Here is a 12,116-nt window from a genome sequence, read left to right as displayed (position 1 = left end):
TCAGCCTTTCTGCTCGGCCAGCGCCAGCATCGCCAGCGAAAGGCGGGCCAGGAAGGCCTCGCGGCTTTCACCCGTTTCGACCCGCATGGGCTGGCCGAAGCGCACGGCGCAGTTCAGCGGCACCGGCAGGAAGGCGCCTTTCGGCAGGATGCGGTCCAGGTTCAGGATCCAGGCTGGCACGATCTCGGCCTGCGGCACGGCACGTGCCAGGTGATAGATGCCGGATTTCAGCGGCAGCAGGCGCGCGTCGGTCAGGTTGCGGGTGCCCTCGGGAAAGAAGATCACGTCCTCGCCGCCGCGCAACACCTCGGCCACGGTTTCGACCGGGTCCGAGCGGCGGCTGTTGGGATCCCGGTCGATCAGCACGGCGCGGAACACCCGATGGGCGATCCAGCGGCGCAGGTCCGAACGCTCCCAGTAATCGGCGCCGGCGACGGGGCGGGTGTGCAGGCGGTGCCGTTTCGGCAGCACAGACCACAGCGCCACGAAATCGGCATGGCTGACATGGTTGGCGACCAGGATGCGCGGCGCGGCTTGGGGCGGCGGCAGGTCGATGGCGCGCAGGCTCAGCAGCAGCCGCGCGGTCGCCACCAGTCCCGCGCGGGTCATTCGCACCGGAATCGTCGCTGTCATAAGCATCCCTGTCCCTGTTCCGGCCCCTGCATGACACGAAGCGGGGCGGGACGGAAGCCGGGCCTATTCCAGCCAGAGGTCGCGCAGCAATGCCTGCGCCAGATGGTCTATCGAGCCGCCATCTATCCGGACCAATCGTTCATGGCCGTGATACGACACGCGCAGCCTGTCGCCGATGACTTCGTATTCGCCTGAAACCAACGCTCCCTTGCGGCAGGCGAGGGTGACCGTGCCTTTCATCACCGTTTCCCTTTCCGTCATTGCCATCTAGCCTGAGGCCGGAGGGCCGGTCGCGGCAAGTACGACTTTCGGACAGGTCTGCGGGACTGTGTGCCGGGTGCCACGGTCCCGCCGGCGGCGCGGCGCCGGCATGGGCGGGTGGGGCAAGGTGACCGGATGGGGCGGGTACCCGCCAAGCCGTTGCCGGAAATGAAGAAACCGGGCCCGAAGGCCCGGCCATTCCGGCCCGCCCGCAACGGGCGGCGGTCGTCCCGCCGGTCAGGACATGCTGGTCAGCACGTATTGCACGATGCGTTCGGCCGCGTCCTCGGGGGTCAGATCGACGGTGTTCACCGTGATCTCGGCCTGCTGCGGCTGCTCATAGGGGCTGTCGATGCCGGTGAAGTTCTTCAGCTGGCCCGAGCGCGCCTTCTTGTAGAGTCCCTTGACGTCGCGCGCCTCGGCCACCTCCAAGGGCGTATCGACGAAGACCTCGACGAACTCGCCCGGCGCCATCAGGTCGCGCACCATCTGCCGCTCCGAGCGGAAGGGCGAGATGAAGGCGGTCAGCACGATCAGCCCGGCATCGGTCATCAGCTTCGCCACCTCGCCGACGCGGCGGATGTTTTCCACCCGGTCGGCATCGGTGAAGCCCAGGTCGCGGTTCAGCCCGTGGCGGATGTTGTCGCCGTCCAGCAGGAAGGTGTGCTTGCCAAGGGCGTGCAGCTTCTTCTCGACGATATTGGCGATCGTGGATTTGCCCGAGCCGGACAGGCCGGTGAACCAGACCACGGCCGGCTTCTGGTTCTTCAGCGCCGCATGGGCTTCGCGGTTCACGTCCAGCGCCTGCCAGTGGATGTTCTGCGACCGGCGCAGGGCGAAATGGATCATCCCCGCCGCCACCGTGGTATTGGTCATGCGGTCGATCAGGATGAAGCCGCCCAGGTCGGGGTTCTGGGCATAGGCCTCGAACGGGATCGGCCGGTCGGTCGAGATGTTGACCACGCCGATGGCATTCAGCCCCAGCGTCTTGCTGGCCAGATGCTCCAGCGTGTTGACGTTCACCTCGTATTTCGGCTCGGTGACGGTGGCGGTGACCACCTGGGTGCCGATCTTCAGCAGATAGGGGCGGCCGGGCAGCATTTCCTGCTCGGTCATCCAGACCAGCGTGGCCTCGAACTGGTCGGCGACCTCGCAGGGCTGATCGGATTGCACGATCACGTCGCCGCGCGAGCAGTCGATCTCGTCGGCGAAGGTCAGCGTCACCGACTGGCCGGCGACCGCCTGCTCCAGGTCGCCGTCGAAGGTGACGATGGACTTGACCGTCGTGGTCTTGCCCGAGGGCAGCACCCGGATCGCGTTGCCCGGCCGCACCCGGCCCGCGCCGATCTGACCGGCAAAGCCGCGGAAATCCAGGTTCGGCCGGTTCACCCATTGCACCGCCATGCGGAACGGATGATCCTGCATCTGCGCGTCGTTGACCGGCGCCTGTTCCAGATGGCCCAGCAGCGTCGGGCCCTGATACCAGTGCATGTTGTCGCTGTGGCCGACGATGTTGTCGCCCTTGAGCCCCGAGATCGGGATCGGCAGGAAGCTGTCCATGCCGATCTGCTTGGCGAAATGCGAGTAATCCGCGACGATGTCGTAGAACCGCTCGGCCGAGTAATCGACCAGGTCCATCTTGTTCACCGCCAGCACCACGTTCTTGATGCCGAGCAGGTTCACCAGATAGCTGTGGCGCCGGGTCTGGGTCAGCACGCCCTGGCGCGCGTCGATCAGGATCACCGCCAGGTCGGCGGTCGAGGCGCCGGTGACCATGTTGCGGGTGTATTGTTCGTGGCCGGGGGTGTCGGCGACGATGAACTTGCGCTTGTCGGTGGCGAAGAAGCGATAGGCCACGTCGATGGTGATGCCCTGCTCGCGCTCGGCCGCCAGGCCGTCGACCAGCAGCGCGAAGTCGATGTCGCCGCCTTGCGTGCCCACGTTCTTGCTGTCGTTTTCAAGGCTTGCGAGCTGGTCCTCGAAAATCATCTTGCTGTCATAGAGCAGCCGGCCGATCAGCGTCGACTTGCCGTCATCGACCGAGCCGCAGGTGATGAAGCGCAGCATGGTCTTGTGCTGGTGCTTCAGCAGATAGGCGTCGATATCCTCGGCGATCAGGGCATCCGTGACGTAGACGGGGTCCTTCATCTCGTGGTTCATCTCAGAAATACCCCTCTTGTTTCTTCTTCTCCATCGAGGCCGACTGGTCGTGGTCGATGGCGCGGCCCTGCCGCTCCGAGGTCGTGGTCAGCAGCATTTCCTGGATGACTTCGGGCAGGGTGCGGGCGTTGGATTCCACCGCGCCGGTCAGCGGATAGCAGCCCAGCGTGCGGAAACGCACCGATTTCATCACCGGCTCTTCGCCGTCGCGCAGCCGGAAGCGCTCGTCATCGACCATGATCAGCAGCCCGTCGCGTTCCACGACCGGGCGCGGCTGGCTGAAATACAGCGGCACGATGTCGATGTTTTCCAGATGGATGTACTGCCAGATGTCCAGCTCGGTCCAGTTCGACAGCGGGAAGACCCGGATCGATTCGCCCTTGCCCTTGCGGGTATTGTAGAGCTTCCACAATTCGGGGCGCTGGTTCTTGGGATCCCAGCGGTGGTTGGCCGAGCGGAACGAGAACACCCGCTCTTTGGCGCGCGACTTTTCCTCGTCGCGGCGGGCGCCGCCGAAGGCCACGTCGAAGTTGAACTTGCTCAGCGCCTGTTTCAGCCCGTCGGTCTTCCACATGTCGGTATGCAGGCTGCCGTGGTCGAAGGGGTTGATGCCCTTTTCCATCGCCTCTGGGTTGTGGTGGACGATCAGTTCCATGCCGGCCTCGGCCGCGGCGCGGTCGCGCAGCTCGTACATGGCGCGGAACTTCCAGGTGGTGTCCACATGCAGAAGCGGGAAGGGCGGCGGGGCGGGGTAGAACGCCTTCTTGGCCAGGTGCAGCATGCAGGCCGAATCCTTGCCCACGGAATACAGCATCACCGGGTTGTCGGCCGTGGCCACCACCTCGCGCATGATCTGGATGCTCTCGGCCTCGAGCCTCTGGAGATGGGTCAGCGTGGCCGCCTGACCCCCGGTATGTATGACGGATTGGCTGTTCATCGGCATGGCCCTTGTTCTGCGATGTGTGTCCTTTGCCAGATTTTCCCGGCAAGACCAAGACCACCAGAGCGGGAAACGGCCTCGCCCGGTTCCGGGCGGATTCGCGCCATGCCCGGCCCCGGGGGGCGCCGCCGCAACCCGTCGCTGGTCCCCTTGCCGGTTGCCTATATTCGTTTTCGGTTCGCTTTTCAGCCGTTTCTTGCAGGCGCAGCGAAGGAAATCGCGGGCGTTTCGAGGTATTTTTATGCCGCATCGCAGCGATAACGGGCGTTTTCCGCCGCATCGCCGCGCAAAACTGTTCGTTTTTCCAGGAAACGATCATAAGCGAAAATTTCTGCTTGACCGAGGTCACGCAGACGTTACACCTTTCGCCCAGGATGGGTGCCATGACGGGGAGGATCGGCGTGTCAGCACCAGGGCGGCCCGCGGCCGATCTGTTCATCATCGGCGGCGGCATCAACGGCTGCGGCATCGCGCGGGACGCGGCGGGGCGCGGGCTTTCGGTCACGCTGGCCGAACAGGGCGATCTGGCGCAGGCGACTTCCTCGGCCTCGACCAAGCTGTTCCATGGCGGGCTGCGCTATCTGGAATTCTTCGAGTTCCGGCTGGTGCGCGAGGCGCTGGAGGAACGCGAGACGCTGCTCTCTGCCATGCCGCATATTTCCTGGCCGATGCGTTTCGTGCTGCCCTGGTCGCCGCAGATGCGGTTCGAGAGCGACACCCCGACCTCGCGGCTTCTGTCCTTCGTCATGCCCTGGATGCGCGGCCGCCGGCCGGCCTGGCTGATCCGGCTGGGGCTGTTCCTTTACGACAACCTGGGCGGGCGCAGGATCCTGCCGGGGACCAGGCGGCTGGACCTGTCCCGCGATCCGCTGGGCAAGCCGTTGAAGCCGGGCTTCCGGCTGGGCTGGGAATATTCCGACTGCTGGGTGCAGGATGCGCGGCTGGTGGTGCTGAACGCCCGCGACGCGCAGGCGCGCGGCGCCACCATCCTGACCCGCACCCGTGTCGCCGATGCCGAGCGGGCCGGCGATCTGTGGCGCATCACCACCGAGGGGCCGGACGGCGCGCGGACCCATCACGCCCGGGCGCTGGTCAATGCCGGCGGGCCCTGGGTCGAGGAGGTGATCCGCAATGTCGCGCATATCCAGTCCTCGGAAGGGGTGCGGCTGGTGCGCGGCAGCCATATCGTCGTGCCGCGGCTTTACGATCACGACCGCTGCTATTTCTTTCAGGGCACCGACGGGCGGATCATCTTCGCCATCCCGTTCGAGGAGGATTTCACCCTGATCGGCACCACCGACATGGACCATCAGGGCCCGCCGGGCGACGCGCATTGTTCGGATGCCGAGCGCGATTATCTTTGCGCCTTCGCCAGCCAGTATTTCGCCAAGGCGGTGACGCCCGACCAGGTGGTCTGGACCTATTCCGGGGTGCGGCCGCTTTATAATGACGGCGCCAAGTCGGCCACGGCGGCGACGCGGGACTATGTGCTCGGCCTGAACGACGCGGGCGCGCCGCTGCTGAACGTGTTCGGCGGCAAGATCACCACCTATCGCCGGCTGGCCGAGGGCGCGCTGGCCAAGCTGGCGCCGTTCTTTCCGCAGGCCGGCGGCGACTGGACGGCGCGGGTGCCATTGCCCGGCGGCGATTTCCCGGTCGACGGGGTCGAGGAGCTGATCGCGCAGCTGCAGGCCAGCCATCCGTTCCTGCCGCCGCGCCTGGCCCGCCGGCTGGTGCGCACCTACGGCACCGAGGCTTTCCTGCTGCTCGACGGCGCCGAAAGCATGGCGGCACTGGGCCGCGACTTCGGCGCCGGGCTGACCGGGGCCGAGGTGGACTGGCTGATCCGCAATGAATTCGCCCGCAGCGCGCAGGACATCCTTTGGCGGCGCACCAAGCTGGGGTTACACATGAACGAGGCGCAGCGCCGCGAACTGGAGGCGTTCGTGGACACGCGGCAGGCCGCCGATCCGGCGGCGGAATAGGGGAGGAAGGCTTTGCTGGAATTGCAGGGCGTGTCGCGGTCGGTCGGGGGAAGGGTGCATATCCATTCCACCAGCCTGACCTTGCAAAGGGGCACGATGAACGTGCTGCTGGGGCCGACGTTGTCGGGCAAGACCAGCCTGATGCGGCTGATGGCCGGGCTGGACCAGCCCTCGACCGGACGCATCCTCTGGGACGGGCAGGACGTGACCGGCCAGCGCGTGCAGGACCGCGGCGTCGCCATGGTCTATCAGCAGTTCATCAACTATCCCGGTCTTTCGGTCTATGAAAACATCGCCTCGCCGCTGCGCATCCTCGGCCGGCCGCGGGACGAGATCGACCGCAAGGTGCGCGAGACCGCCGAGATGCTGCGGCTGACGCCGATGCTGGCGCGCAAGCCGCTGGAACTGTCGGGCGGCCAGCAGCAGCGCTGCGCGCTGGCCCGCGCGCTGGTCAAGGGCGCCGGCCTCGTGCTGCTGGACGAGCCGCTGGCCAACCTCGACTACAAGCTGCGCGAGGAATTGCGGGTTGAGATCCCGCGCATCTTCGAGGCGTCCGGCGCGATCTTCGTCTATGCCACGACCGAGCCCGAGGAGGCGCTGCTGCTGGGCGGCCAGACCGCGACGCTGTGGCAGGGGCGGGTGACGCAGTTCGGCGCGACGCCGGCCGTCTATCGCCGGCCGGTCGATGCGACCACGGCGCGGGTGTTCAGCGATCCGCCGATGAACTTCGTCGGCGCCCGCAAGCAGGGCGCCGCGGTCAGCCTGGGCGACAGCGCGCTGGCCTCGGGCAGTTTCGCCGACCTGCCGGACGGCGCCTATCTGGCCGGGTTCCGCGCCAATCACCTGTCGCTGACCCGGCATGGTCCGATGGCGGTCGAATTCGTCTGCACGCTGGTCGGAACCGAGGTCACCGGCTCGGAAACCTTCGTGCATGTCGAGCACGGCGCCGACCGCTGGGTCGGGCTGGTCGAGGGGGTGCATCAGCTGACGGCCGGCCAGCCGCTCTCGGTCTGGCTGGACCCGGCGCATGTCTACCTGTTCGATGCGGCCGAGCGGCTGGCCGTCCCGGCCGCCTATGCGAAGGTGGCCTGACATGGCACAGATCACGCTGAAGAACCTTGCCCACAGCTACCTCGCGCATCCGCGGTCCGAGGCGGATTACGCGCTGAAGGAAATGGACCATGTCTGGCAGGACGGCGGCGCCTATGCGCTGCTGGGCTCGTCCGGCTGCGGCAAGACCACGCTGCTGAACATCATCTCGGGCCTCTTGACCCCCAGTCACGGCCGGGTGCTGTTCGGCGATCGCGACGTGACCGGGGCCCCCACGGCCGAGCGCAACATCGCCCAGGTGTTCCAGTTCCCGGTGGTCTACGACACCATGACCGTGCGCGACAACCTGGCATTCCCGCTGAAGAACCGCGGCAAGGACGCGGCCTATATCAAGGCGCGCGTCGACCAGATCGCCCGCATGATCGGCATGGAGGCGATGCTGTCGCGCAAGGCGCAGGGCCTGACCGCCGACGCCAAGCAGAAGATTTCCCTTGGCCGCGGCATGGTGCGCGAGGACGTGAACGCGATCCTGTTCGACGAACCGCTGACCGTCATCGACCCGCAGATGAAATGGGAGCTGCGCACCCAGCTCAAGCAGTTGCACCGCCAGTTCGGCCATACCATGATCTATGTCACCCATGACCAGACCGAGGCGCTGACCTTCGCCGACAAGGTCGTGGTCATGTATGAAGGCCGGGTGGTGCAGATGGGCACGCCCGAGGAACTGTTCGAGAAGCCTGCCCATACCTTCGTGGGCTATTTCATCGGCTCGCCCGGGATGAACTTTCTTGACGCCGAGCTGCGGGGCGACCGCGCCCTGCTGCCCGGCGGCGAGACGGTGGCATTGGGCGGGCATTACGCCCCGGTCGCCGGCCGGGTGCAGATCGGCATCCGTCCCGAACATGCCACGCTGGTGGCCAGCGGCGGGCTGCCGCTGACCATCCGCCGCGTCGAGGATGTGGGCCGCCACCGCCTGGTGCGCGGCGAAGTGGCCGGCCGGCCGCTGAACGTGGTCATGCCCGAGGGCATGCCGGTCGAGGGCCTGCCGCAGGTCGCCTTCGCGCCGGGCAGGATCAACGTCTATGCCGACGACTGGCGCGTCGCGCCGCAGGAAGAGGGGGCCGCCTGATGGACAAGACCCAGAACAACCGCGCCTGGTTCCTGGTCCTGCCGGTGCTGGTGATCGTCGCCTTCTCGGCGGTGATCCCGCTGATGACGGTGGTGAACTACGCCTTCAACGACACGTTCGGCAACAACGAGTTCTTCTGGGCCGGGCTGGAATGGTTCGACGAGATGGTCCATTCCTCGCGCCTGCACGAGGCGCTGGGCCGGCAGGCGCTGTTTTCCGCCATCATCCTGGCCATCGAGGTGCCGCTGGGCATTTTCGTGGCGCTGAACATGCCCAAGAAGGGCTTCTGGTCCAGCCTGGTGCTGGTGCTGATGGCGCTGCCCTTGCTGATTCCCTTCAATGTCGTCGGCACGATCTGGCAGATCTTCGGCCGCACCGATATCGGCCTGTTGGGCCGGGGGCTGGCGGTGCTGGGGCTCGACTACAACTACACCAACGACCCGCTGGACGCCTGGATCACCGTGATCGTCATGGATGTCTGGCATTGGACCAGTCTTGTGGCGCTGCTTTGCTATGCCGGGCTGCAATCCATCCCGCAGGCCTATTACCAGGCGGCCAAGATCGACCAGGCCAGCCGCTGGGCGGTGTTCCGCCATATCGAGCTGCCCAAGATGAAGGGCGTGCTGCTGATCGCGGTGCTGCTGCGCTTCATGGACAGTTTCATGATCTATACCGAGCCCTTCGTCGTCACCGGCGGCGGACCCGGCAACTCGACCACCTTCCTGTCCATCGACCTGGTGAAGATGGCGGTGGGGCAGTTCGACCTGGGCCCGGCCGCCGCCTTCAGCCTGATGTATTTCCTGGTGATCCTGCTGGTTTCCTGGGTGTTCTACACGGTAATGACCAATATGGACCGCAGCCAGTCCGACATCCCGGAGGCCATGTGATGCGCGTCAGACCCTCGGCCATCGTCATGGTGCTTTACCTGCTGTTCCTGCTGATCCCGATCTATTGGCTGCTCAACATGAGCCTGAAGACCAATGCCGAGATCACCGGCACTTTCAGCCTGTTCCCGCACAACCTGACATTGCGGAACTACCGGGTGATCCTGACCGATCCCAGCTGGTATATGGGTTACGTGAACTCCATTATCTATGTGGTCATGAACACGGTGATTTCCATCGCCGTGGCGCTGCCGGCCGCCTATGCCTTCAGCCGCTACAGCTTCATGGGCGACAAGCACCTGTTCTTCTGGCTCTTGACCAACCGCATGTCGCCGCCGGCGGTCTTTGCGCTGCCCTTCTTCCAGCTTTATTCCTCGATCGGGCTGTTCGACACCCATATCGCGGTGGCGCTGGCGCATTGCCTGTTCAACGTGCCGCTGGCGGTCTGGATCCTGGAAGGCTTCATGCGCGGCGTCCCGAAGGAGATCGACGAGACCGCCTATATCGACGGCTACAGCTTCCCGCGCTTCTTCGTGAAGATCTTCATGCCGCTGATCGCCAGCGGCATCGGGGTCGCCGCCTTCTTCTGCTTCATGTTCAGCTGGGTCGAGCTGCTTTTGTCGCGCACCCTGACCAGCGTGAATGCCAAGCCCATCGCGGCGACGATGACCCGCACCGTCTCGGCCTCGGGCATGGACTGGGGCGTGCTGGCGGCGGCGGGGGTGTTGACCATCATCCCCGGCGCGCTGGTGATCTGGTTTGTCCGCAACTACATCGCCAAGGGCTTTGCCCTGGGGAGGGTCTGATGTCCGACGCTGCCATCCCGACGCACCGACGCAAGGCCTGGCCCGCCATCTATGCCGGGGCCGCCCTGGTGATGGCCGCCATCCTGGCCCTGTTGGTCTGGGCCACGCCGGTCGCGGACGGCGCCAGGGACTGGACCGCGCCGATGGTCCCCGGCGGCTGGATGGCCTGGACCTTTCCGGTGGCGCTGTTCTTCTGGGTGATCGCCAGCCTGCTGGTGCTGTTCACCATCCTGGCCATCCGGTTTCCCGAGACCCCGCGCCTCGGCATCCTGCGCATCGAGACGACGCGCGGCGACCGGCTGTTCATCTCGCTTCTCGGCTCGGCCTTCATCTGCCTGGGCTGGCTGTTCTTCGCAGGCCCGCCGCTGTGGTGGGGGCTTGCGCTCTGCCTCGTCTATGCCGCGGCGGTGTTCCGCTGGGTATGACCGGGTTCGAACAGCCCCAGGGCAGCGGCAATTGCCCCGGGGCGCTCGCGATAGGATCAACGTCTCATTCCAAGGGAGGAAAACATGAGACCGATGCAAAGGACCACGGCCATGGCGCTTGCGCTTCTGGTCATGGGCGCGCCCGCCTGGGCGGACATGGAGGCGGCGAAGAAATTCCTCGACGCCGAGATCGGGGATCTGTCCTCGCTCTCGCGCGAGGACCAGGAAAAGGAGATGCAGTGGTTCGTCGACGCCGCGCAGCCGCTGGCGGGGATGGAGATCAAGGTGGTGTCCGAAACCATCACCACGCATGAATACGAAGCCAAGGTGCTGGCCCCGGCCTTCACCGCCATCACCGGCATCAAGGTCACCCACGACCTGATCGGCGAAGGCGACGTGGTGGAAAAGCTGCAGACCCAGATGCAGACCGGCGAGAACATCTACGACGCCTATGTCAATGACAGCGACCTGATCGGCACGCATTGGCGCTATCAGCAGGCCCGCAGCCTGACCAAGTGGATGGCCGAGGAGGGCAAGGACTTCACCAGCCCGACCCTGGACCTGCCCGATTTCATCGGGCTGAAGTTCACCACCGCGCCGGATGGCGACCTGTATCAGCTGCCCGACCAGCAGTTCGCGAACCTGTACTGGTTCCGCTACGACTGGTTCAACGACCAGAAGACCAAGGACGATTTCAAGGCCAAGTATGGCTATGACCTGGGCGTGCCGGTGAACTGGTCGGCCTATGAGGACATCGCCGAGTTCTTCACCGGCCGCGACATGTCCTATATCGAGGGCGGCCCCAAGAAGGCCTGGGGCAACATGGACTACGGCAAGAAGGACCCCAGCCTTGGCTGGCGTTACACCGATGCCTGGATGTCCATGGCCGGCATGGGCGACAAGGGCGAACCCAACGGCCTGCCGGTCGACGAATGGGGCATCCGCGTCGATGAAAACAGCCGCCCCGTCGGCTCCTGCGTGGCGCGCGGCGGCGCGACCAATGACGCGGCGGCGGTCTATGCGGTGACCAAGGCCATCGACTGGCTGAAGAAATACACCCCGCCCGAAGCCATGGGCATGACCTTCGGCGAGGCCGGCCCGGTCCCGGCGCGCGGCGACATCGCCCAGCAGATGTTCTGGTATACCGCCTTCACCGCCGATATGGTCAAGCCCGGCACCCCGGTGATGAACGAGGACGGCACGCCGAAATGGCGCATGGCGCCCAGCCCGCACGGCGCCTATTGGGCCGAGGGCACCAAGATCGGCTATCAGGACGTGGGCTCCTGGACGCTGATGAAATCGACGCCGGTGGATCGCGCGCAGGCCGCCTGGCTTTACGCGCAATTCGTGACCTCGAAGACCGTGGACGTGAAGAAATCCCATGTCGGGCTGACCTTCATCCGCGAATCGACGATCCAGGACAAGTCCTTCACCGAGCGCGCGCCGCAGCTTGGCGGCCTGGTCGAGTTCTACCGTTCGCCCGCCCGCGTGCAATGGTCGCCGACCGGGACCAACATCCCCGACTATCCGAAGCTGGCGCAGCTTTGGTGGCAGAACATCGGCGACGCGCTGTCGGGCGCCAAGACCCCGCAAGAGGCGCTGGATTCGCTCTGCGCCGAACAAGAGCGGGTGCTGGCCCGGCTGGAGCGTTCCGGCGTGCAGGGCGACCTGGGGCCGAAGCTGAACGAGGAGAAGGACGCGCAGGAATGGCTGGACGCCGAGGGCTCGCCCGTCGGCCCGCTGGAGAACGAGAAGCCGCAGGGCGAGACGATCTCCTATGACGAGCTGCTGAAGTCCTGGCAGTAATCTGCCTTGACGGGCGGGGCCCTGCCTCGCCCGTTTC

Annotated in this window: 11 protein-coding genes; 7 read left to right on the top strand and 4 right to left on the bottom strand. The window is 65.7% G+C overall.

What is annotated here, in order from left to right; all coding sequences use genetic code 11:
• The 4 genes from NBE95_RS11575 to cysD form a co-directional block, all read right to left on the bottom strand.
• Complete coding sequence (locus NBE95_RS11575; RefSeq protein ID WP_289895598.1) at positions 1-633, bottom strand: lysophospholipid acyltransferase family protein; 633 nt, start codon at positions 631-633, stop codon at positions 1-3.
• 63 nt (positions 634-696) lie between these two features.
• Entirely contained in the window at positions 697-873 is a 177-nt protein-coding gene (locus NBE95_RS11570; RefSeq protein ID WP_289895597.1) for a hypothetical protein, read from the bottom strand.
• A 258-nt stretch (positions 874-1,131) separates the two neighbouring features.
• Positions 1,132-3,054, bottom strand: coding sequence for a sulfate adenylyltransferase subunit CysN (gene cysN / locus NBE95_RS11565; RefSeq protein ID WP_289895596.1), 1,923 nt, complete (start codon positions 3,052-3,054; stop codon positions 1,132-1,134).
• A 1-nt stretch (position 3,055) separates the two neighbouring features.
• Entirely contained in the window at positions 3,056-3,991 is a 936-nt protein-coding gene (gene cysD / locus NBE95_RS11560; RefSeq protein ID WP_289895595.1) for a sulfate adenylyltransferase subunit CysD, read from the bottom strand.
• 386 nt (positions 3,992-4,377) lie between these two features.
• Here cysD and glpD point away from each other — a divergent pair, with 386 nt between their 5' ends.
• From glpD to NBE95_RS11525, 7 genes are all read left to right on the top strand, one after another.
• Positions 4,378-5,979, top strand: coding sequence for a glycerol-3-phosphate dehydrogenase (glpD, locus tag NBE95_RS11555; RefSeq protein ID WP_289895594.1), 1,602 nt, complete (start codon positions 4,378-4,380; stop codon positions 5,977-5,979).
• 12 nt (positions 5,980-5,991) lie between these two features.
• On the top strand, positions 5,992-7,071 hold the full coding sequence (locus tag NBE95_RS11550) for an ABC transporter ATP-binding protein (protein ID WP_289895593.1): 1,080 nt from the start codon (positions 5,992-5,994) through the stop codon (positions 7,069-7,071).
• Position 7,072: 1 nt separating this feature from the next.
• Positions 7,073-8,158 carry an ABC transporter ATP-binding protein gene (locus tag NBE95_RS11545; protein ID WP_289895592.1) on the top strand — a complete coding sequence of 362 codons (1,086 nt, stop codon included), beginning with the start codon at positions 7,073-7,075 and terminating at the stop codon, positions 8,156-8,158.
• Positions 8,158-9,045 (top strand): sugar ABC transporter permease, encoded by an 888-nt coding sequence (locus NBE95_RS11540; RefSeq protein ID WP_019351862.1) that lies wholly within the window; start codon positions 8,158-8,160, stop codon positions 9,043-9,045. Before NBE95_RS11545 ends, NBE95_RS11540 begins: the two co-directional genes overlap by 1 nt.
• Positions 9,045-9,848, top strand: a complete 804-nt coding sequence (locus NBE95_RS11535) for a carbohydrate ABC transporter permease (protein WP_289895591.1) — start codon at positions 9,045-9,047, stop codon at positions 9,846-9,848. The genes NBE95_RS11540 and NBE95_RS11535 overlap by 1 nt, the downstream gene beginning before the upstream one ends.
• Complete coding sequence (locus NBE95_RS11530) at positions 9,848-10,273, top strand: DUF2160 domain-containing protein (protein ID WP_289895590.1); 426 nt, start codon at positions 9,848-9,850, stop codon at positions 10,271-10,273. Before NBE95_RS11535 ends, NBE95_RS11530 begins: the two co-directional genes overlap by 1 nt.
• 84 nt (positions 10,274-10,357) lie before the next feature.
• A complete protein-coding gene (locus NBE95_RS11525) occupies positions 10,358-12,079 on the top strand; it encodes an ABC transporter substrate-binding protein (protein ID WP_289895589.1) in 1,722 nt (573 codons plus the stop codon).
• Positions 12,080-12,116 lie beyond the last annotated feature (37 nt).

The sequence above is a fragment of the Paracoccus sp. TOH genome, assembly GCF_030388245.1.
GTDB lineage: Bacteria > Pseudomonadota > Alphaproteobacteria > Rhodobacterales > Rhodobacteraceae > Paracoccus > Paracoccus simplex.
Note: the sequence above shows the minus strand (reverse complement) of the source record. Positions and strands in the feature narration are given on the sequence as shown.